General features: G+C 52.0%; 17 protein-coding genes and 2 pseudogenes. 14 read left to right on the top strand and 5 right to left on the bottom strand.

Annotation, left to right across the window (positions count from 1 at the left end):
- Positions 1–180: hypothetical protein (locus tag JTN23_RS23260; RefSeq protein WP_247237479.1), on the top strand; the 180-nt coding region annotated here is incomplete at its 5' end.
- 59 nt (positions 181–239) lie between these two features.
- Here the strand turns inward: JTN23_RS23260 and JTN23_RS23265 are convergent.
- The 3 genes and pseudogenes from JTN23_RS23265 to JTN23_RS23275 all read right to left on the bottom strand — a co-directional run bounded on the left by JTN23_RS23265 (position 240) and on the right by JTN23_RS23275 (position 2,508).
- Positions 240–1,784: pseudogene (locus JTN23_RS23265) on the bottom strand (alpha-N-arabinofuranosidase).
- A 128-nt stretch (positions 1,785–1,912) separates the two neighbouring features.
- A complete protein-coding gene (locus JTN23_RS23270) occupies positions 1,913–2,320 on the bottom strand; it encodes a type II toxin-antitoxin system death-on-curing family toxin (protein ID WP_247237480.1) in 408 nt (135 codons plus the stop codon).
- A complete protein-coding gene (locus JTN23_RS23275) occupies positions 2,320–2,508 on the bottom strand; it encodes a hypothetical protein (protein ID WP_247237481.1) in 189 nt (62 codons plus the stop codon). Before JTN23_RS23275 ends, JTN23_RS23270 begins: the two co-directional genes overlap by 1 nt.
- A 196-nt stretch (positions 2,509–2,704) precedes the next feature.
- Between JTN23_RS23275 and JTN23_RS23280 the strand changes: the two genes are divergently transcribed.
- The gene (locus tag JTN23_RS23280) at positions 2,705–4,303 is read left to right on the top strand and encodes a M28 family peptidase (protein ID WP_247237482.1); all 1,599 of its coding nucleotides are present in this window, start codon (positions 2,705–2,707) and stop codon (positions 4,301–4,303) included.
- A 3-nt stretch (positions 4,304–4,306) separates the two neighbouring features.
- Positions 4,307–5,677 carry a methyltransferase RsmF C-terminal domain-like protein gene (locus JTN23_RS23285; RefSeq protein WP_247237483.1) on the top strand — a complete coding sequence of 457 codons (1,371 nt, stop codon included), beginning with the start codon at positions 4,307–4,309 and terminating at the stop codon, positions 5,675–5,677.
- A 51-nt stretch (positions 5,678–5,728) separates the two neighbouring features.
- Here JTN23_RS23285 and JTN23_RS23290 read toward each other — a convergent pair whose 3' ends face one another.
- A complete protein-coding gene (locus tag JTN23_RS23290) occupies positions 5,729–8,218 on the bottom strand; it encodes a TonB-dependent receptor (protein WP_247237484.1) in 2,490 nt (829 codons plus the stop codon).
- Positions 8,219–8,547: 329 nt separating this feature from the next.
- On the opposite strand from JTN23_RS23290, the gene JTN23_RS23295 reads away from it, so the two are divergent.
- The 11 genes and pseudogenes from JTN23_RS23295 (at position 8,548) to JTN23_RS23345 (ending at position 20,348) form a co-directional block, all read left to right on the top strand.
- Complete coding sequence (locus tag JTN23_RS23295) at positions 8,548–11,583, top strand: WD40/YVTN/BNR-like repeat-containing protein (protein ID WP_247237485.1); 3,036 nt, start codon at positions 8,548–8,550, stop codon at positions 11,581–11,583.
- A gap of 160 nt (positions 11,584–11,743) precedes the next feature.
- The gene (locus tag JTN23_RS23300; RefSeq protein WP_247237486.1) at positions 11,744–12,070 is read left to right on the top strand and encodes an ArsR/SmtB family transcription factor; all 327 of its coding nucleotides are present in this window, start codon (positions 11,744–11,746) and stop codon (positions 12,068–12,070) included.
- A gap of 93 nt (positions 12,071–12,163) precedes the next feature.
- Positions 12,164–13,003: pseudogene (locus JTN23_RS23305) on the top strand (arsenite methyltransferase); the annotation flags it as partial.
- Positions 13,004–13,006: 3 nt separating this feature from the next.
- A complete protein-coding gene (arsN2, locus tag JTN23_RS23310; RefSeq protein ID WP_310586745.1) occupies positions 13,007–13,495 on the top strand; it encodes an arsenic resistance N-acetyltransferase ArsN2 in 489 nt (162 codons plus the stop codon).
- 165 nt (positions 13,496–13,660) lie between these two features.
- On the top strand, positions 13,661–14,140 hold the full coding sequence (locus tag JTN23_RS23315; protein WP_247237487.1) for a Dps family protein: 480 nt from the start codon (positions 13,661–13,663) through the stop codon (positions 14,138–14,140).
- A 108-nt stretch (positions 14,141–14,248) separates the two neighbouring features.
- Positions 14,249–14,860 carry a low molecular weight phosphatase family protein gene (locus JTN23_RS23320; RefSeq protein WP_247237488.1) on the top strand — a complete coding sequence of 204 codons (612 nt, stop codon included), beginning with the start codon at positions 14,249–14,251 and terminating at the stop codon, positions 14,858–14,860.
- Between the two features lie 84 nt (positions 14,861–14,944).
- Positions 14,945–15,643, top strand: coding sequence for a DNA repair protein RecO (gene recO, locus JTN23_RS23325; protein ID WP_247237489.1), 699 nt, complete (start codon positions 14,945–14,947; stop codon positions 15,641–15,643).
- Positions 15,644–15,728: 85 nt separating this feature from the next.
- On the top strand, positions 15,729–16,439 hold the full coding sequence (locus JTN23_RS23330) for a hypothetical protein (RefSeq protein WP_247237491.1): 711 nt from the start codon (positions 15,729–15,731) through the stop codon (positions 16,437–16,439).
- Positions 16,440–16,627: 188 nt separating this feature from the next.
- Positions 16,628–19,009 (top strand): TonB-dependent receptor, encoded by a 2,382-nt coding sequence (locus JTN23_RS23335; RefSeq protein ID WP_247237492.1) that lies wholly within the window; start codon positions 16,628–16,630, stop codon positions 19,007–19,009.
- Positions 19,010–19,014: 5 nt separating this feature from the next.
- Positions 19,015–20,106: a PepSY-associated TM helix domain-containing protein gene (locus JTN23_RS23340; protein ID WP_247237493.1), complete on the top strand. Its 1,092-nt coding sequence runs from the start codon at positions 19,015–19,017 to the stop codon at positions 20,104–20,106.
- 80 nt (positions 20,107–20,186) lie between these two features.
- Positions 20,187–20,348 carry a hypothetical protein gene (locus JTN23_RS23345; protein WP_247237495.1) on the top strand — a complete coding sequence of 54 codons (162 nt, stop codon included), beginning with the start codon at positions 20,187–20,189 and terminating at the stop codon, positions 20,346–20,348.
- A 162-nt stretch (positions 20,349–20,510) separates the two neighbouring features.
- On the opposite strand, the gene JTN23_RS23350 is transcribed toward JTN23_RS23345, so the two are convergent.
- Positions 20,511–21,227, bottom strand: coding sequence for an outer membrane lipoprotein-sorting protein (locus tag JTN23_RS23350; protein WP_247237496.1), 717 nt, complete (start codon positions 21,225–21,227; stop codon positions 20,511–20,513).
- Between the last annotated feature and the right edge of the window lie 82 nt (positions 21,228–21,309).

The following is a 21,309-nucleotide window of genomic DNA, read 5'->3' on the forward strand; positions in this document are numbered from 1 at the left end:
GGATCAGATAAACTTGCTGGAGGAAGATCCAGCCTTAATTCAAGTATTCTTCCGCAAGAAGGAAGTTGCATTCTTTACGGATTAATTCACGCATCAATAGTACAAAGAGTAGAAGCGCCACTACTCAATGTTACGGATACCCCTGCCTCTGGTGCGAACCACGGATGGGAACCAGGGTAGGGATACCCGCGGAAAACTGTAAAGCTTAGATACTCATAGCTACTAACATCCAATAAATACTACTTCAACTCCAGCACTACCACGGAGGCCGGGGGAAGAGTGACTTCCAGGCTGCCCTTCCTGAGTTTAGCATCTTTGAAAGAGACTGGTTTTATCCTGTCCGGGTTCTGGAAGGTGTTATGATCCTGGATGTTTTTGGATGCCAAAACGCGTCCCGTGACGGTAGCAAAAGTGGCTCCCCGCAGGTCCAGCGTGACGGTCTGGCTTTTCTTGGCATCAATGTTCGTAAAGGAGATATGGGTGCGGCCGGCCGCATCCCTTGATGCCGAACCGGTAACGGCGGGCAGTTTCTCCTGCCCCAGCACGTAGTCGGCTGTCTTGAGCTGAAGGGGGATCAGGGTAGCATCCTGGTGCACGTTGTACATCTCCATAACGTGGTACGTGGGCGTCAGTACCATTTTTTCTTCTTCGGTCAGGATAACAGCCTGAAGTACATTGATGGCCTGCGCCAGATTGGCCATACGCACCCGATCGGCATGGTTGTTAAATATATTGAGGGTTATACCCGCGATCATGGCATCCCGAATGGTGTTTTGCTGGTACAGAAAGCCAGGATTAGTGCCGGGCTCTACATCATACCAGCCGCCCCATTCGTCCACCACCAGGGCAATATTTTTCTTGGGATCATATTTATCCATGATGGCGGAGTGCTTCGTTACCAGTTCCTCCATTTTCCAGGCGCGTTGCAGGGTGGTGAAGTACTGTTGCTCTGTGAATGCAGTAGAAGGACCTTTCTTATTCCAGTCAATGACCGAATAGTGGTGCAGCGCCACCCCGCTAATGAGGTTGGCCGGGATATTCTTCATGAGTACCTCCGTCCAGTTATAGTCGTCTGAATTGGCGCCGGACGCAATCCGGAACATGTTTTTGGCATCACCAAAGCCGGTCATGTAGGTAGCGTACTGGCGATACAGGTTGGCATAATAGTCGGGTGTCATGTTGCCGCCGCAGCCCCAGGCTTCATTACCCACTCCCCAGTACTTCACCTTCCAGGGCTGGTCACGCCCGTTCTGCCGCCGCCAGTCCGACATAGGACTTTTACCCGCAAAGCTTACATACTGTACCCAGTCCACCAGTTCCTGCACAGTGCCGCTGCCCACATTGCCGGCCAGATAGGGCTCCGTGCCCAGCATCTCACACATGTTCAGAAAGTCATGGGTACCAAAGCTGTTGTTTTCTGTCACACCACCCCACCAAGTGTTCACTATCGTGGGGCGTTTGTCTTTGGGACCCACGCCGTCTTTCCAGTGGTAGGTGTCAGCGAAGCAGCCGCCCGGCCAGCGTAGGTTAGGGATTTTCAGTTTCTTCAGCGCATCCACCACATCGTTACGAATGCCATTGGTCTGTGGGATTTTGGTGTTATCCTCACCTACATAAAACCCACCCTAAATGCAGCGGCCCAGATGCTCCGCAAAGTGTCCGTAGATATGGCGGCTGATGGTGGTGCCTTTCACCGAGTCTGCCTGTAGTACGCCGGTGTTCTGGGCTTTCACTTGTAGCCAGGGCAGGAGTAGTAGGACTGTAACGAAATAGAATCTCTTCATGAAGTATATATAGTCTTGATCTATAATTTTTTCGATGGACTTATAAAAGTCGTATGGGAGGACGAGAGTGGAAGCTGTTTGCTAGGTTAATGTTAAGGTCACTTAAAACAAAAGAAGGGCTTTGTATACTACAAAACCTTGATGGAATTAGCTTTGAACCACTCCCTGCACTCTTCCAGGCTGGATTGGCCGGAAGCTACTTTTATGATAAAGTTATACAAATCGTTGTGTGGCAAATTTCTATTAAGCCTCATTCCATTCAACCTTAGAAACGCGAGAGCTGCTTCTAAACCTGTTCTCTTATTGCCATCGGTGAAGATATGGTTGCCAATGATGCTGAAGCAATAAAGAGCAGCCTTATCCGAAATAGTCGGATAGAGTGGCTCACCAAAGAGCTCTGCCTGAACAGCTTCGAGTAGGTAATCTAAATTTTCTTCGTGCAGAAAGTTATGAGGCGGCACAAAATTGCCGCCATGTTTAGCTACTGTTCTTTGGTTGATGAAGATGACATCTTCCTTTTCCAGGTAATGTACCATTAGGCTAGAGCCTTGAAAACCTCATCATACTCCCTGAAGTCCTCCTCAACAATCTCCTCCAGGCGCTTTCTCCTGGCTTTTTTCAGGTCTTCCTTTACCTCCAGCAGCAGCTCCCTTAAAAAGTCAGGCTCTTCCTGGGCCAAATGGAGCAAAGATTTTTTTAACGTTTCCTTTTCCATTGCTGTCATAACTGTTCTGTTTACCTAAAAACGGTTTCCCTGAAATTCTTATTTCAAATATAGTAACTTCTACCAAACGTATCCAACAGGTAAGTACTAGCCCGATTTCACTTTCCCCCACAGATTTGCGTTATTTGTCTTACAAACAAATGAACAAGCTGATTTCTACGTTTGTATACTATATTAAGACATACAACAGGTATCAATGAACAAAAAACTAATTTGGGCGGGGATGCTGGCTACGATGGCTACGGTGGCGCAGGCGCAGGATGTAGCATCCAAATACGCCGCTACCATTACCCCGGCCGACCTCAAGAAACACCTCGTTATTATAGCTTCGGATAGCCTGGAAGGTCGTGATACCGGTTCGCCGGGGCAGAAAAAAGCGGCTGACTATGTATCAAAGCACTTCAAACAGTATGGACTAACGCCCATTGCTACCGAAGCAGATGGCTCTCTGTCGTACTACCAGAAGTACAACCTGTACCGGCGCGGCTGGGGCGATGTATATGTGAAGGTGGGCGGTCAGAAGTACGATCTGAACAAAGATTTTTACCTGAGTGGTCTGCTGAGTACCCCCGGGGAGGTAACTGTACCTACCGTGTGGGCGGGCTACGGGATCGACGGCACCAAGTACAACGACTACAATGGATTGGACGTATCAGGTAAAGCCGTAGTAGTATTTGACGGAGAGCCGAAGGATGAAAAAGACAACTACCTCATAAGCGGTGGCGCTGAACGATCTAACTGGAGCGGCCCCTCCTCGTGGCAGCGTAAGGTGGCTACCGCCCTGAACAAAGGTGCGAAGTACGTATTCATCGTTTCTGATAATAGCGGGTCGGAGTTTGATCAGGAGGTACGTCAGCGTTCGGTCATGGCGCGCCGGATCAACTCCATGACCATGAAGCCCATCGAGGAGTCGCTGAGCAATACAGCCGCTTTCACGGTATCGCCCGAGATCGCTGCCGATCTGCTCAAGACCAGCACTAAAAATCTGGATAAGCTGAAGCAGGATATTAACAAGTCCGGTAAGACAGTAACCAAGGGACGTCCTGCGGGTACTGTAACTCTGAAAGCAGAGCGCACAAACGAAATCATCGAAACGGAAAACGTAGCGGGCTTTATGGAAGGTACTGATAAGAAAGATGAAGTACTGGTCATCACCGCTCACCTGGATCACATCGGTATTTCACCAGATGGACAAATCAATAACGGAGCGGATGACGATGGTTCGGGTACTGTATCTATCCTGGAGCTGGCCGAGGCATTCAGTCAGGCCAAAGCGGCCGGAAACGGACCGCGACGTAGCATCCTGTTCATGACGGTGACAGGGGAGGAGAAGGGACTTTTTGGTTCGGAGTACTACTCGGAGAATCCGCTGCTGCCCCTGTCCAACACCATCGCCAACCTGAACATCGATATGATCGGGCGGGTAGACAAGGCGCATGAGAATGATCATAAGTACGTGTATGTAATTGGTTCGGACAAGCTTTCGTCGGAGCTGCACGCCATCAGCGAAGCCGCCAACAGCAAGTACGTCAACTACAAGCTGGATTATACTTTCAATGATCCCAAAGATCCAAACCGCTTCTACTACCGCTCGGACCACTACAACTTTGCGAGGAAGGGGGTACCTGTGATCTTCTACTTCACCGGCGTACACGAAGACTACCACCGTCCCGGCGATGATGTAGAGAAGATCCTGTTTGAGAAGCAGGCCCCTATTGTACAGCTGGTGTTCCATACGGCATGGGAACTGGTAAACCGGGATGCCCGCATCATCGTAGACAGCAATAAACCTTAAGCCATGGCTGTACATCTGCCCGAAGCATTTCGGGAACGAATGCAAGCTCAGCTGGGTGATAACTTTGAAGCTTTTAGGGCGGCTCTGGCAACGGAGCCGCCTGTTAGTATCCGTTTGAATCCGGCCAAACCGGTTGCAGAAGGGGACGTAGCCACCGGGTTGAGTCCGGTACTGTGGCACCCGCAGGGCTATTACCTGCCCGAGCGGCCGGTATTCACGCTGGACCCTGTCTTTCATGCCGGAGGGTACTACGTACAGGAAGCCTCTTCAATGATACTGGAGAAGGTACTTCGTCAGGTATTCCCACGTCAGCACCCGCTCAAAGCTCTGGATCTGAGTGCCGCGCCTGGCGGCAAAAGTACCCTGCTGGCCTCGTGGCTACCGGAGGGAAGTCTGCTCCTGGCCAACGAGGTAATACGCAGCCGCGTCACCATCCTGAAAGAGAACCTGGACCGCTGGGGGTACTCCAATACCTTCACCAGTAGCTACGACCCGGAATCATTTGCGGGTATGAACGGATATTTTGATGTGGTACTGGTGGATGCACCCTGCTCAGGCGAGGGGCTGTTCCGGAAAGATCCGGATGCGGTGAATGAATGGTCGGTAGATCACGTGCAGATGTGTTCGTCGCGGCAGCGTCGGATACTGGCGGCAGCGGTGAAGCTGGTAGCACCAGGTGGCCTGCTGCTGTATAGTACCTGTACCTATAATGAATTCGAAAACGAGCAGAATGCCGAATGGCTGGCTCGTGAGCAGGGACTGACGCCCGTGGAGCTGGACCTGCCGGCGGAATGGGACATAGTCAACAAAGGCCTCGGCTACCAGATGTACCCGCATCTCGTACGTGGCGAAGGTTTTTACTTTGCGGCTTTCCGTCAGATGAGGGGTTTTGGCTTTCAAGGTAAGCCCCAGCGTAATTTTACGAAACTGATCCCGATTAGTAGGAAGCAGGAGGCCGCTATGAGTGACTGGCTGGAAGATGCAGACAAGTTCTTTTACCTGCAGCGCCCGGACGATACCGTACTTATGGCACCGGCTTCCCTGCGTCAGGATCTGCTGACGCTGGACCGAACCCTCCCCCAGGGTGTATGGATGCGTGAAGTAGGAGAATTTAAAGGAAAAGACTTCATTCCGGCGCACCCGCTGGCTCTGAGCATTGATATTTCTTCTGATCTGCCCTACGTGGAGCTGGATCGGGATCTGAGTCTTCAGTTTCTTAAAAAAGAAAACCTTATCTTACCCGATGCACCGAAGGGCTGGCTCCTGGCTCGGCATCGGGGCCTCAACCTGGGCTGGATGAAAAACCTGGGTAACCGCATGAACAACTACCTGCCTAAGGACTGGCGCATCCGGATGGATATTCGGGAGGTATAAGTTACGATAGAGTATCAATAAAAAAGGAACGCTCGAGGCGTTCCTTTTTCGTTAAAATTCATCCGTATCGCCGCCGGAGTCACCCCGGCCCTCGTCACGACGCTGGCGGTCGCGCTGGAGTTGCTGTATCTGCTTACCGAAGCGGTACGTAAATCCGAGGAAGGCGATCCGCGTTTCGCGCTTACCGGTCATGTTGCTGACGAAGCCCTCACCGTAGGTACGAATGCGGAACTGCAACGTGTTGAATATATCACTCACCCGCAGGTTAATAGTGCCCCGACCGTTCATCACATCCTTTTTGGCTCCTAGGTCTACGTTGAAGAAGCCCAGTATCTCACCTTGTGGGATGATGAAGGGGGATCGGTAGTTGACAGTCAGCTGCCCGTCAAAGCCTTTGGCAAAGGTAAAGCTGTTGTTGACGCGGGCGGTCCAGCTGCGGTTGGTCTGGGTAAGTACGTTGGGTAGGTCAGGATCACCGCCTATGATACTCCGGAAAAAGTAGGAGAAGTTACCGTTGGTCTTCCACCAGCGGGCTATATCCTGGTTCGCCACCAGTTCAATACCGTACGAGTAGGAGCGGGCCAGGTTGAGGAACGTCTGCTCCGTTACACCATCTTCACGCAGGGTACGGTATCGGGTCACATCATCGGTACTGGCCCGGTAGAAGGTCGTAGTAGTTAGCGATGTACTCTTACCGTACCACAGGTGGCTCAGTTCAAATGAGTTGATCAGTTCGGGACGTAGGTTGGGGTTGCCAAAGCTGATGTTTAGCGGGTCCGACAGGTCCACAAATGGGTTCAGGGAACGTACCGAAGGACGGTTGATGCGGCGGGTATAGTTGACCTGCATCTTCTGCGCTTTACTGATATCATAATTCAGGAATGCGCTGGGGAACAGGTAAGTGTAGTTCTGCTGCGACCTATCTCCCGTGGTACGTTGTTCGGTATTCAGGATAGTATTTTCGACGCGAACACCTACCTGATAGCTCAGCTTTTTCATTTCGGTACCGAAGTTGGCGTAAGCCGCACTGGTATGCTCGTCGTAGACGAAATTGTTGGTGAGCCGGTTGTCAATCTGCCAGGTAAGTACGTCGCCAATGCGGTTCTCAAAAAGAAAATCACCGTCCAGGTAGCGGTTGGTATATTTAAGTCCGGTTTCCAGTTTTCCGTTGTTCTTGAGCGGTTCCAGAAAGTCCATCTGAACGACGCCGATCCGGTTGTTGTTGGTGCGGGTATTGCGTTGCTGCAGAGCCGGATCAGAAGGCAGCCCGTTATTACCAAATGTACTTTGGTTAAATAAGGCAATCTGGGTACTATTGGAGGTAGCCAGGGTAGCATCCATACTCAGCAGGCGCTTCGGCTTGGCAAACTTCTTCCGTATGCCTAATTGATAGTCAAAGCCCGAGCCACGCTCTTCCTCGTCATTGCTCCGAACGATGCGCTGTGATAGCTGGCGGTTCAGGTTAAAGTTGTTATAAAGCGTCTGGTCACGGTCACGGTCGTACTCGGGACGGTACATGATGGAGCCACTGAGGGCAAATTTAGAAGTAGCGTCCCAGTCAAATCCCATTCTCAGGTTATTGTTCAGATCCCGGCTGATCCCATCGGTACGCTGTTCGAGGTAGCGCAGCTCTTCATTACGGAAGTTTTCGCGATCCATAATCCGGTAGTTAAACCGGCGCACATCGCGGAAGTTGTAGCTCGTGTACAGGTTCAGTTTTTCGTTAACCCGGTTGTTCAGGTTGATAGAAGCATTGTATTTGTCACGGGTACCTATGTTGAGCTGGGCACTTCCGTTAAATCCATTCGCCCGTTCTTTTTTCAGGACTATGTTGATGATACCGGCGGCTCCATCGGCATCGAACTTGGACGACGGGTTTGTGATGACCTCAATGCTCTCAATACTACTGGCAGGTATCTGCTCCAGAATAGCCTGCCGGTCCAGCCCCGTCAGTCCCGAAGGCTTGCCATTCACCAGAATGATGACGTTCTCACTGCCCCGCAGACTCAGGTTACCATCCATATCCACCGTTACCGACGGTACGTTCTGCATAATGTCCAACGCACTACCGCCAAGCGTAGCGGGCAGTCGGTCCACGTTGATTACCTTCCGGTCCAGGTTGTATTCCACCAGCTCTTTCTGGCCCGTTACATTCACCTCCTCAAGCTGCCTGACCGTTTGTTTCAGCAGCACGGTACCCAGCTGAACGCTCGGGGCACCCGGTGAAATGGTTATGTTGGTCCGACGGAGTGTGGTAAAGCCCAGCGACTGGATAAGCATGTAAAAGTTACCATCGGGAATCCCTTTTATGGAAAAGAAGCCTTTTTCGTCAGTAATAGTACCCGCTACCGCCGAGGAGTCTCTGGTCTTGAAAAGCGCCACGCTGGCAAACTCTACGGGCTTGCGCTGTCCGTCCTGTTCGTGCAGCAGGCGACCAGTTATTTCTCCTGCTACAGATTGGGTGGTAGTGGTTTGCGGGGAAGGGTCAGGTGCCTGCTCTTCATCGGGTATCTGAGCATAGGTAGGTCCTGTTGTTAGCAAAGAGGCAGTTAGAGTAAGAAATAGTATACAGTACAAGCGCTTCATGAGTGAGGCATTTTGGTGTCAGAATCAATTTGTCAGTAGAAGAGACCTACGAGTATACGTAAGTGGCTAATAATGAGGAGAGGAAGGTTTGAAAAGATGTAAAAAATATGTGCCACAAGTACCACGTATATCAGCTTTTCTTACTTCTATCAGGAGTAGCAGGAGGTGCAGGCCGGCATCTGAAGCGGAGATATTAATCAGTAAGTGACACCTGTATATAGGCGCTGATTTCTACTTTTGTCAGAATAACTTCTTCAGACTATTAACTAAGCAATCGTTCTCTAATGAGAAAAATACTACTGTGTACACTGGCCCTTTCGGTAGGTGTATCATTGGGTACCAGCGCCCAGAAAAAGAAAAGGAAGGATGCTACCGTACCAACCTCAAGCGTCGGATCGACTACGGCAGCTGACCGAATGGCCAGGTATGAGCAGCGTAAAAAGTTGGATGCGGCGTCCCTGGTAGGTAATGTCAGATTCAGATCCATTGGCCCCACCAACATGAGTGGGCGCGTAGTGGACCTGGATGTGAACGAAACCAATCCTACTCATTTCTTCGTAGCCTATGCCTCGGGCGGCCTCTGGAAAACTGAGAATAATGGTATGAGCTTCACTCCGTTATTTGACCAGCAGTCTACCATGACCATTGGCGATATAGCCGTAGACTGGAAGACCAATGGGCAGACTATCTGGGTAGGTACCGGAGAGAACAACTCGAGCCGCTCCTCGTACGCAGGAGACGGTATTTATAAATCTACGGATGGCGGCAAGACGTGGCAGCACCTGGGATTGGAAGAAACACACCACATCGGGAAAGTTATTCTTCACCCTACCGACCCTAATACCGTATGGGTAGCAGCCGTAGGTCACCTGTATAGCTCCAATGCCGAGCGTGGTGTCTATAAGACCACCGATGGCGGCCGGACCTGGACTAAAACTCTATTTGTAGACGACAAGACAGGAGCCATTGATCTGGATGTACATCCTACCAATCCTAATGTACTCTATGCTTCTATGTGGCATAAGGAGCGCAGCGCCTGGAACTTCGTGGAAGGCGGCAAGACCTCCGGCATCTACCAGTCTACCGATGGGGGAAGTACCTGGCAGTTGTTGAGTACCCCCACCAGCGGCTTCCCCCAGGGCGAAGGCGTTGGCCGCATTGGACTGGATATCTATCCGCGCGATCCCAATATCATGTACGCTTTTGTGGATAATCAGGATCGTCGTACTGCCGAAGAAAAGAAAGAGGAAGAGGGGCTGACTACTAAGCAGCTCCGGGAAATGCCGGTGGAGCAGTTTATGAAGCTGCCCGACCTTATTATCAATGAGTTTCTGGACAGGAGCGGATTCCCCGAGAAGAACTCGGCAAAGCAACTCAAGACCGATATTGGCAGCGGCAAACTAAAAGTAAAAGACCTTTACGACTTTGTGGCCGGAGCCAACGACGAACTCATCTCAGCCCCTATCAAAGGCGCCGAAGTATACCGTTCTGAAGATGGCGGCAAGACCTGGAAAAAGACCCACGACCAGCCCCTCGACCTGGTGTATACCTTTGGCTACTACTTCGGCCAGGTATTCGTAGCTCCCAATGATCCCAATCGGGTGGTAGTGTTTGGGGTACCTATCCTGCTGTCGGAAGATGGGGGTAAAAGTTGGAAGAGTCTGGATAAGGAGAATGTACACGCTGACCACCACGCGCTTTGGATCAATCCCAACAACCACAATCACATGCTGGACGGTAACGACGGCGGGCTCAACCTGACCTACGACGGAGGCAGGCACTGGTCGCACCTCAATCCGATACCCGTGGGGCAGTTTTATGCCATTGGGGTAGATATGGAAAAGCCCTACAACGTGTACGGTGGCCTGCAGGACAATGGCGTTTGGTACGGTACCTCCAAGCCCCGCGAAGAAGGACCGATGCCGGAGTGGAAGTCCATCATGGGCGGCGACGGGATGCAGGTACAGGTAGACTGGCGCGACAACAGCACCGTCTACACCGGCTTCCAGTTTGGTAACTACTTCCGTCAGGACAAGAACCGCAGCGGGTACGGCAACATGAAGCGTCTGGTGATGCCCCGCGAGATCGGCGATCCCAGGCTGCGCTTCAACTGGCAGGCACCGATTCACCTGTCGCGGCACAATCAGGATGTGGTGTACTTTGGCTCGGACAAGTTCCACCGCAGCCTCAACAAAGGGGAGACCTTTGAGACCTTATCCGGTGACCTGACCCGGGGCGGCAAAGAGGGCGATGTACCCTACGGTACCCTCACAACCATCGATGAATCGCCCAGGCATTTCGGCCTGCTGTACGCCGGTAGTGACGATGGACTGGTGCATGTATCAAAGGACGGCGGCTATACCTGGACTAAGATCTCCGAAGCCCTGCCGCAGCACCTGTGGGTGAGTCGCGTAGCGGCCTCCGCCCACGACGAAGGTACGGTGTACGTATCACTGAATGGCTACCGCAACGACAACTTCAAAGCGTACCTCTACGCTTCGCCGGATTATGGACAGACCTGGAAGGCTATAGGTACCGATCTGCCCGCCGAACCCATCAACGTAGTAAAAGAAGACCCCGCCAATGCTAACATCCTCTATGTAGGTACCGACCACGGTGTGTATGTATCGCTGGATAAAGGGGCCTCCTTCATGCGTATGGGCGGTGGACTGCCAGCCGTAGCGGTACACGACCTGCTGGTTCATCCGCGCGATAAGGAGCTGGTAGTAGGTACCCACGGCCGCTCTATTTACATAGCCGATGTGAGCCTGGTGCAGCAGCTGACCGATACCCTCCGCCAGAAGGATGTGTACGCCTTTGCGCTGGAACACGTGACGCAGAGCGAGCGCTGGGGCCGCCTGAGCAAGTACGAGGAGGCCAAGCCTCAGCAGTACCAGATACCCTACTACGTAAAGTCAGCCGGTAAGAGTACTATCAGCATCCAGACCGACAAAGGCCTGGTTCTCCGCACCCTCACCGACGATAGCGAAGCAGGCCTCAACTACGCCACCTGGAACCTCGCCGTTGACGAGAGCGCCAGAGCTCCCTACGAGCAGTACCTCAACGAATCGAAGAAGAAAGAAGATAAAGAAATAAAGCTCGAAGCCGCCGAGGACAAGAACCTGTACATCCGCCCCGGTATCTACAAGGTAGTGATCACGTCGCCCGCTGGTGCCAAAATTGAGAAGACACTGAACATCAAAGCTCCCGAAAAGCGCCCCTCGCGCCGGGCTGTAATACCCGGTTCGGCTATTCCATCCACTCCCGGCGAGTGGGAGGAGTACATGGAGGAAGAGCTGGGACTGGAAGAGGTGAAGTAGGTTTAGCTCCTGTTCTGAATATTTTTAATTTGGAAAGCGGCATTGGGTCATATCAGTGCCGCTTTCTTTTTTAAAAAACTTGAAAAAATGTTAATCGTAATATTACGATTAACCAAAAACGTATTACCTTTGGATCATCAATCGAATAAGAGTACAGTAAATGGGAGCGACCAAGACAGAAGAATTCACCGCCGAAGACAACCGGATAGCTGAGCTGGCCAAGGCCTTTGCGCATCCGGCCCGGGTGGCGATCCTGCGGTTGCTGGCGGAGAAGAAAGCCTGCATCTGCGGCGATCTGGTGGATGAGTTGCCCCTTTCGCAGGCGACGGTGTCGCAACACCTCAAAGAACTGAAGCGCATCGGGATCATCAAGGGCGACATCAATCCACCACGGGTATGCTACTGCATCAACGAGGTAGTGTGGGAAGAAGCCAGACGGATATTCGGTAGCGTATTTGACAAGTACATAGCAGCCGGTTGCTGCTAAAAAATTTTACCCCTAACCATCGTAATATTACAATAAACGAAAAAAGCTAACACCTAACGCCTACTTACTAACTACCTAAAATATCTATTAGCCATGAACAACACTATTACCAACGACCAGGACCTGAAAGAAATCGTACGTCAGAAGTACTCCCAAATCGCCGAGCAGGACCCTGCCCTCAACGCTGCCTCCTGCTGCGGAGCCGGGCCAGTATCACAGGAAGTTTACAAGATTATGGCCGACGACTATACCCAATTCGACGGCTACGTAGCCGAAGCCGACCTAGGCCTTGGTTGCGGCTTGCCCACCCAGTTTGCTCAGATACAGAAAGGCAACGTGGTTATAGACCTGGGTTCCGGTGCGGGCAACGACTGCTTTGTAGCGCGCTACGAAACCGGCGCGGAGGGAAAGGTAATCGGTATTGACTTCACGGAGGCGATGATCCAGCGGGCCCGCACCAATGCCGAGAAGCTGGGCTTTCATAACGTGGAGTTCCGCCAGGGCGACATTGAGGCCATGCCCGTCAATGATGGGGTTGCTGATGTCGTCGTGAGCAACTGCGTGCTAAACCTGGTCCCCAACAAGCAGAATGTATTTAGGGAGATATTCCGGGTCCTGAAGCCGGGTGGTCATTTCAGCATTTCAGATATAGTACTGTTAGGTGAACTACCGGAGCACCTCCGTGAGGCGGCCGAGCTATACGCGGGCTGCGTGTCCGGGGCCATTGCCAAAGAAGAGTACCTGCGACTAATTGAGGAAGCCGGTTTTCAGAATATTACGCTGCAGAAACAGAAGCCTATCTACCTGCCGGACGATATCCTGCAGAAGTACCTGTCGGCGGAGGAGATAGCCGCTTTCCGGACCGGTAATACGGGTATCGAAAGTATTACGGTATACGCCGAAAAGCAAGCCGTACCGGCGGAGGTAGAGCTGGAAATAAGAACGGCAACGGCCGGAGACTTTCAGGAAGTAGTAAATCTTCTGCGGTCGGAGAATCTACCTACTGACGACCTCCATCCTGAGTTGCCCCATTTCCTGCTGGCTCGCGCTAACGGTGCCCTGGTGGGCGTAGCCGGTCTGGAAGTATACGTGACCGATGCCCTGCTACGCTCAGTGGTAGTACACAAGGAGTACCGCAACTACCACATCGCCCGCCGCCTCACCAACGACCTGCTCAAACAGGCGAAGCTCAGTGGCATCAAGGACCTATACCTGATCACGACCACCGCCGATAAGTACTTTGAGAAGCAGGGCTACACCCGGATAGATCGTGAGGCAGTACCGGCGGCCATTCGGGGAACCCAGCAGTTTAACGGCCTGTGCCCCAACTCGGCCGTCACCATGCATCGCCGGCTCGAGAAGCCCCGGGTCCGATTGTCTGATCTGCAGAACTCCTGCTGCACGCCCAATAGCGGTTGCTGCTAATAGTGGTAGTCATAGAGGAGAATAGGGCTGATTTGGCAGATAAGAGATCGTCAGCAAAGTCAGAACTATTCTCCCCGAAGGAAGTTGTAATAGTGTAGTTGCAGCAATAACCCATTGCCACAAAAATCTTTGTTCACACCTAAAAGCACTAATAACAACCTTACTATGAAATCCCAGACATCCTTTATCGGTCTCGACCTGGAGAAGAGCCGCCAGTTAGCCGACAAACTCAATCAGCTCCTGGCCAACTACCAGGTATTTTATATTAATACACGTGGTTTTCACTGGAATATCAAGGGCGAGAAGTTCTTTGAACTACATGCGAAGTTTGAGGAGCTATACACCAACCTGCAGCTCAAAAACGACGAAATCGCTGAGCGGATCCTGACGCTGGGACACACGCCCCTGCACAGCTATACCGATTACCTGGCTCTGTCGCGTATTCAGGAGAAGAAGAATATCAGCAACGGAAAAGAAGCCATTCAGTATATCCTGGAAGCCTATGAGGCCATCATTACCCTGCAGCGCGAGCTACTGACGCTTTCGGGCGAAGCCGACGACGAAGGTACCAATGCCCTGATGAGCGACTATATCCGTGAGCAGGAAAAAGAAGTGTGGATGTACTCGTCTTACCTCAACAGCTAGTACCCGCGCACGTCCACAAGTACTTAGTCCTAAGCCCAAACGGTTTAGGATTTTTCATGTGCAGCCCTCTTTTTATATACTTATCAACTCTATACTCATAATTCCATCATGTACCCCTCCGTTCTAAACTACATTAAGTCACTTGACCTAAGTACCATCCCGGCTGAGCGCCGTGCCGCCCTGGATCAACTCACGGATTATGTCCGGGAGAAGGTGGGAAAAGAGGAGCCGGTACGGCTAACTTACATATGTACCCACAACTCCCGCCGTAGCCATCTGGGACAGGTGTGGGCGCAGGTAGCGGCTATATACCACGATATTCCCGGCGTAACTACCTACTCAGGAGGTACCGAAACCACCGCCTGCAATCCGCGTACCATCGCTGCCTTTGAGCGGGCCGGTCTGCAGGTATCCCAGACTACCGAGGGTGACAACCCGGTGTACCACCTGGCTTACAATGAGGCTTTACCACCGGTGGTGGCTTTCTCCAAGGTGTACGATCAGGAGCCTAATCCGACGGTAGGCTTTGCAGCCATCATGACGTGCAGCCATGCCGAAGAGAACTGTCCCTACATCCCCGGTGCGGAGCGACGTCTCTCCATTACCTATACGGATCCTAAGGAGGCCGACGACACGCCAGCCGAAGCCGCAACCTACGATGAGCGCTGCCGACAGATTGCGACTGAGATGATGTACGTATTTGCAGGGGTGAGTAAATAGCCTGTAAGTCGCGAACGCGAGCCTGTAGGGCCTCCCACTTGCGGTGAGGATTTACTATTTTTGTATTTGACCAACTAGCTATTTATGCTGCACAAAACCCGAGGCATTGCCCTGAGCTACATACGTTACCGGGAGACTTCCATCATCGCGAAGATCTACACCGAAGCCTTCGGGATTCAGAGCTACATCGTCAATGGCGTCCGGAGCAGCCGGTCCAAGTCCAACCGCATCGCGCTGTTTCAGCCCCTGACCCTGCTGGACATGGTCGTGTACCATAAAGACAAGGCCGAGAATAGTCTGTACCGTATCTCGGAGCTTAAGCCACGGGTACCTTTTCGTAGTCTGCCCTTTGACGTGATCAAGTCCAGCCTGGCGCTGTTCGTGACGGAGATCCTGGGCAAGACGCTGCGCGAAGAGGAGAATAATGAGCTCCTGTTCCAGTTTCTGGAGGAGTCGATCCTGTACCTGGACGAAGCTGATCGGGGCTACGAGAATTTCCACATCCAGTTTCTGCTGCAGCTGGCCTTTTTCCTGGGCTTCGGATTTGAGTCGGTCAGGGATCTGGAAGCCGAGCTAGCGGCTAACCTGTACCCGCACCGCCCCGACGATGACCAGCGCGAGGCGCTCATGACCCTGCTGGTGGCTCCCTACGGCACGCCCGTACCGCTGGACCGCCCGCGCCGCGCTTCCCTGCTGGAAATGATCGTTTTCTTTTACAAGATACACATGGATACGCTGGGTGAAGTACGATCCATGGAGGTACTGCGGGAAGTACTCAGGTAAGCTTGCTGATGAACGGTCAAACAACCTGTGTGTGGAATGGTTCTTTAGTTTTGAAGCATGCATCTATTTCAAACACTCATAAACCATGAAGCACATACTCACTATTCTACTAGCCACACTGGGACTAACGGCTCCCGCCCAGTCTATCAAGGGAGCCTGGAAGGCCTTGGCCCAAAACAACAGTACCGTCACGCTCATTATTGCTGACAACTACCTCATGAGCGCCTCCTACAATACGCTCAATAAGTACTTCGACCGGACCGAAGGCGGGCCCTTCACCATGAGCGGGAATCAGATGACGTATACGCCCGAGTTCAACACGACTGACACGGCCGCCATTGGCGTACCTATTGTGTACACTATCGAACGCAAGGATAGCATACTGACGCTGCGGGGTAAGGAAGCCTGGGTATATACCATCGTGGATGACGCGCAGAATGTACCTATGGCGGGTACCTGGCACATCACCGAGCGGGCCAATGAGCAGGGAGCTATGTCCAAAATTCACCAGACCGGCACGCGTAAGACTCTTAAGATCTTGTCGGGTACCCGCTTCCAGTGGGCAGCCATTGATCCGGGTGTCAAAGGCTTCTATGGTACCGGTGGAGGTACTTACGACGTCAAGAATGGGAAGTACACCGAAAATATCCAGTTCTTCTCACGTGACAATAATCGCGTAGGTGCCAAGCTAAGCTTTGACTGGAATCTCAAAGATGGTCGTTGGGAACATTCGGGAAAGAGTAGTGCCGGAGCTCCTATCCGTGAGGTGTGGGAGAAGATAGACAGCAAGCAGTAGACGATACATACTATTCAGAATCAAAGCCCGGAGCCACCTTCGGGCTTTTTTGTGTTGCTGTCAAGACATCTCACTACTCACTTTTATTTAGAATTATTCAAAATAAATTTAGCTTTTTCTTGCGCTGATACCGAGGAGGGTGTAGGTTTGTGAATTATTTATAATTAGTCTAATTATCTGATTCATAAATGAGAATATTTACTCACCTCATAAGCCTTCTACTTCCTGCTTTACTTTTAGTAACCTATGTACCTCAGGCCTCTGCCCAATCAGCGCAGGGTAGTATCCGGGGAACGGTAACCTCTACGGGCGGTCAGCCGGTATATCCGGCCACAGTATCCCTGAAGAGGAGCAATACTGGAACCGTAACCAGCGAGACGGGTGAGTTCGTACTGAATAACCTGGAAGCTGGTACCTATACGCTGGTACTATCAGCGGTAGGGTTCGGAGCGGTAGAGAAAAGCGTACGGGTAAGCAGTGGACAAGCCAGCACCGTAGAGATAGCAATGCCCTCCACCATCGAGCAGCTGAGTGAGGTAGTCGTAACAGCCAGCCGCAAGCCCGAAAGTGTAAAAGAGGTACCTTCGGCCATGACCATCGTGGGGCGCCGCCAGATCCAGGAGCAGGTAGCCATGAACGCCGACATTACCAATGTACTGCAGTATACAGTACCGGGTCTGGCTATAGCCACCGGCCGCAGCTCCAATACCGGCCAGACCCTCCGGGGCCGTCAGGTACTGGTACTGATAGATGGCGTTCCGCAGTCGACACCGCTCCGCAACGGCGGCCGCGACCTTCGCACCATCGACCCTTCGGCCATTGAGCGCATCGAAGTCATCAAAGGAGCTACTTCTATCTACGGCAACGGTGCCGACGGAGGTATCATCAACTACATCACCAAGCGCCCCGACAGCAACCAACCCCTGAGCGGGCAGACCTGGGCGGGCATCACCAGTGGCTTAGCCAATAACAACAGCGAGACGATGGGGTACCGGCTGAGCCAGCAGTTTACGGGCCGGAGCAACCAGTTTGATTACGTATTTAACGGTACCTACGAGCGGACCGGCCTGCTCAGAGATGCCAATGGTATAGCCATTTCGCCTTTCTATAATACGGGGCAAATGAACAACTACAACGTGCTGGGTAAGATTGGCTACTCCATCTCCAATAAGCAGCGCGTTGAAGCCATGTACAACTACTTTGCGGCCAAGTCGGACCTGCAGTATGTGGAGCAGCTGGGTAAATACGGACAGGAGCCCTCGATTGGTATTCCTTCGTCGGATGCTATTCCGGGTACACCACAGGGTACTCCTTACAATCATAACGCTACCCTGCGGTACAGCTACGATCAGATAGTAGGGGGTACGGGCCTGGAGGTAGTGCTGTACGCGCAAAGTTTCCGGACGGTGTACGGCTACGAAGCTCAGTACTTTGAAGGAGGCGGTCAGTCTAATATTGTGTCGGATAAGAAAGGCCTTCGCCTGAACCTGAACACACCGCTGAAGCTTACCAGTAACATAGATGGGGAGCTGCTGTACGGAGCGGATCTGCTCAACGACCAGACGGCTCAGAAGCTGCAGGACGGCCGGTTCTGGACGCCCAATATGAACATGACCAACCTGGCTCCCTACGCGCAGCTGAAGCTGGACTTCTTCCGTAACCTTACGCTGAAGGCTGGTGCCCGCTTTGAAAACATCCGGGTAGGGGTGTCGGACTTCACAACCATCCGGACCTACAACAACGCTAAGAGGATCTACGAAGGGGGCATTGCAGTAGGGGGCGGTGAGATTAACTACAACGCCTTCGTCGGTAACGTAGGGCTGCGCTATACCGGCTCCAATGCATTCCAGCCTTTTGTGAGCTTCTCTCAGGCGTTCTCTATTAACGAGCTGGGCCGTATCCTGCGTACCGCGCAGACGAGCATCATCGCTGATCTGAAAACTGAGCCGGTGATCGTTAATAATTACGAGGCCGGCGTATCAGGTACTATCTCCAACTTCTTCCACTACGATGTGGCCTACTACCAGAGTTTCTCGGAGTTGGGAGCCTCTTACCGCCAGCAGGCCAGTGGTACTTTTGAGATCGTGCGGGCTCCCGAGAAGATATGGGGCTACGAAGTATCAGCTGATGTATCACCCACCCGCTACCTGACGCTGGGAGGCTCGTACAGCTTTGTAGAAGGCCAGACCGACAGCGACAACGATAGCTCTTACGATACCTACCTGGGTGGTGACCGTATCATGGCACCCAAGACTACAGTATATGTACGTGTGCAGCCGCTTCCGGCTCTGGTGCTTAATTTCAACACGCTCGTTTCCGGCAGCCGCAATCGCTTCGCTCCCGGCGCCAATGGCCTGTATACCTATGGCCGCGGTCCGGTGGAAAGCTTCACGCTGTTCAACTTCAACGGATCATATAGCTTCAACCCTAAGACTACGCTGTCGCTGGGTGTAGAGAACCTGCTGAATACCGACTACTATCCTGCTATATCACAGTGGGCGGCCCGTGATGCTGACTATATCAAGGCCCCCGGAAGAAGAGGCATGTTAACCTTATCCTATAAATTCTGATACTGATGAAACGTCTAAGGAAGCTGGTTGCTCCGGTACATCTATGGTTAGGGCTCCTGTCAGGTACCATCATGGTGATAGTAGCCGTGACGGGTTGTATCTGGGCCTTTGAGGAAGAAATCCGCTACGCTACACAGCGGGAGATTTTATTCGTAGAACCCCAAATGGATGCTCCCCGCGCTACGGTGGAGCAGATCGTTGCCTCGCTGGATAAGCTGGAAGGAGTCAAGATCAATCAAATCCGCTTCTTTGGCAATCCCGAAAAAACCGTCAATGTCTATACCAAGGACAAGCAGCTCATAACGCTGAACCCGTATAATGCTCAGGTGATTTCTGTACGCAGTACGCAGGACGATGTCATGTCAACCATCCTGAGCCTGCACCGGACGCTGCTCCTGGGTGATATAGGCAAAAAGATTATCTACTGGAATACGTGGGTATTTATAGTAATGCTGGTGACGGGCCTGGTACTGTGGGCGCCCCGCAAACTGACTCAGTGGTCTAAGTACTTCACCATCCGTAACTGCGGCAACAAGAAAGTCTATAACTACAAGATCCATTCCGTAGGGGGTATGTACGCAGTACCATTTCTTCTTCTGATCGCTATTACCGGTCTGAGCATTGCGTCTCATAAAGCGTCGAAAGATGAGGTGAAGTCGGTTATACGTCCGGTGGCTCATCCTGAGCAGCTGGCTGACGCGGCGCTGCAATCCGTGTGGAAAGGCGAGCCGTACGAAAGCATCCGGGTAATTCCGGCCAAGGACAGCACGGACCTGCTACGCATCATGATCCGCTATGAGACCAGCAGCCTGCGCAAGGAAAGCAACTTCGGCTTCGACCAGTACTCAGGAGAGTTATTAATGGCTAAGCGTTATACGGAGCAGTCGGGCTGGGACCGGTTCTGGAAGTCGGATTTTGAGATACACACCGGCCGCATCTGGGGCCTGGGCGGTAAGATACTGGCCTTCTGTACCGGGCTGATGGCACTGGTACTGCCTGTCAGTGGCTTTTTGATCTGGTTCTGGAAGCGTCGTTCGTCGAAGGTAGTTGTGCGGAAGAAAACAGGTCGGAAGGTACCGTCCGCGCAGGCTGTTTAGAAAGATTCAAAATAAATGACGCAAATCATTTGGACTGATTCTAAATAAGCTTACTTTTGCATAAAATTATTCCATTGAACATGAACTACTTCCAAGCTTCTGATGTGGTTGCCAACGTAGGTGAAGACAAGCCCTGGTCGTTATCGTTGGTAGAGAATGAGTGTTGTGCGCTGAAGAAATGCTGCAAGAACTATAAGAAAAAAGGGAAGTACTGCAAAAAATGCCCTAAGAAGGACGACTAAGAGCGTCAGTACCTTTATCTAAGATATTTACAAAAGCGGGAGACCTGATAGACAGGTCTCCCGCTTTTGGCTTCTATACTACTCTTTCTAATCCGGCTCCGATACTCCAAATAAAGTTAGTGGGGATAAGGAGTCCCCACTAAGCTTAACCAATCAATCATTCTACCTCGAGGATTTCTTAAATAGCTTCTCATCCACCGGAACATTTACTTTAATCTTATCATTTACGAACGTCAGCGTTCCCATTTGTCCACCGGCTATCTCTATAATCTTGGGAAACTTGATGCCCTCGATGTCCTTGTAGTCGGAGTAGAATAGCTCGCCCGGCTGTCCGTCCATGGTCGTTACTTTCACCTTGCTGATGAGGTAGGTTGTAGCGTCGAGGTACTGTTCCACTACCTGTCCGGCCGGGGTTGTGACTTTCAGGTGGTAGGTATCCTTCCGGTCTACCTTTTCCTTGCCCAGCAGTTCTATCTGGCTGCCCTTTTCCTTATAGCCAAACAGCGGAAAGGGGTCAAGTTCCCCCGCCTGCTGCTTCACGACCTCGGCGGGCATATCTTCGGGATCACCCGTGCCACCCATCATGGACGGGCGAATCATCCAGCCGGTTGAGCCGTCTACTACCTGTACCATCGCATTACCCATCACTGACGACTCCGACCGCATCGACTTCCCAACTACTACCGATACTTTCATCGGGATATCCATCCCATTGATGGAGAGGGAGCGTTCGGTTACCAGCGTTTTTACACCCGCCAGTTTATCGGCGCCGCCCAGCGCAGCTACGTGTTTGTCGACCAGTTCGTCCACCGTTTGGGCAAATGTGCTCAGGGAGAATAAAGCGGCCACCGCCGTGACCATAAGTTTTTTGGCTTGCATGGGTTGTATAATTGTTAGAGTTGATCAATACTTTAGATAGGCAGACGAGGTAGTGATGTGGCCTGTGTGGTACCTGGGCTAC

It is taken from the genome of Telluribacter roseus (assembly GCF_017355915.2).
Taxonomy (GTDB): Bacteria; Bacteroidota; Bacteroidia; order Cytophagales; family Spirosomataceae; genus Telluribacter.

What these genes read in the sequence shown, in the direction of transcription:
- JTN23_RS23270 (WP_247237480.1), bottom strand. Translation starts at nt 2,320, where the DNA reads ATGGTACATTACCTGGAAAAGGAAGATGTCATCTTCATCAACCAAAGA.
- JTN23_RS23275 (WP_247237481.1), bottom strand. Translation starts at nt 2,508, where the DNA reads ATGACAGCAATGGAAAAGGAAACGTTAAAAAAATCTTTGCTCCATTTG.
- JTN23_RS23280 (WP_247237482.1), top strand. Translation starts at nt 2,705, where the DNA reads ATGAACAAAAAACTAATTTGGGCGGGGATGCTGGCTACGATGGCTACG.
- JTN23_RS23285 (WP_247237483.1), top strand. Translation starts at nt 4,307, where the DNA reads ATGGCTGTACATCTGCCCGAAGCATTTCGGGAACGAATGCAAGCTCAG.
- JTN23_RS23295 (WP_247237485.1), top strand. Translation starts at nt 8,548, where the DNA reads ATGAGAAAAATACTACTGTGTACACTGGCCCTTTCGGTAGGTGTATCA.
- JTN23_RS23300 (WP_247237486.1), top strand. Translation starts at nt 11,744, where the DNA reads ATGGGAGCGACCAAGACAGAAGAATTCACCGCCGAAGACAACCGGATA.
- JTN23_RS23315 (WP_247237487.1), top strand. Translation starts at nt 13,661, where the DNA reads ATGAAATCCCAGACATCCTTTATCGGTCTCGACCTGGAGAAGAGCCGC.
- JTN23_RS23320 (WP_247237488.1), top strand. Translation starts at nt 14,249, where the DNA reads ATGTACCCCTCCGTTCTAAACTACATTAAGTCACTTGACCTAAGTACC.
- recO (WP_247237489.1), top strand. Translation starts at nt 14,945, where the DNA reads ATGCTGCACAAAACCCGAGGCATTGCCCTGAGCTACATACGTTACCGG.
- JTN23_RS23330 (WP_247237491.1), top strand. Translation starts at nt 15,729, where the DNA reads ATGAAGCACATACTCACTATTCTACTAGCCACACTGGGACTAACGGCT.
- JTN23_RS23335 (WP_247237492.1), top strand. Translation starts at nt 16,628, where the DNA reads ATGAGAATATTTACTCACCTCATAAGCCTTCTACTTCCTGCTTTACTT.
- JTN23_RS23340 (WP_247237493.1), top strand. Translation starts at nt 19,015, where the DNA reads ATGAAACGTCTAAGGAAGCTGGTTGCTCCGGTACATCTATGGTTAGGG.
- JTN23_RS23345 (WP_247237495.1), top strand. Translation starts at nt 20,187, where the DNA reads ATGAACTACTTCCAAGCTTCTGATGTGGTTGCCAACGTAGGTGAAGAC.
- JTN23_RS23350 (WP_247237496.1), bottom strand. Translation starts at nt 21,227, where the DNA reads ATGCAAGCCAAAAAACTTATGGTCACGGCGGTGGCCGCTTTATTCTCC.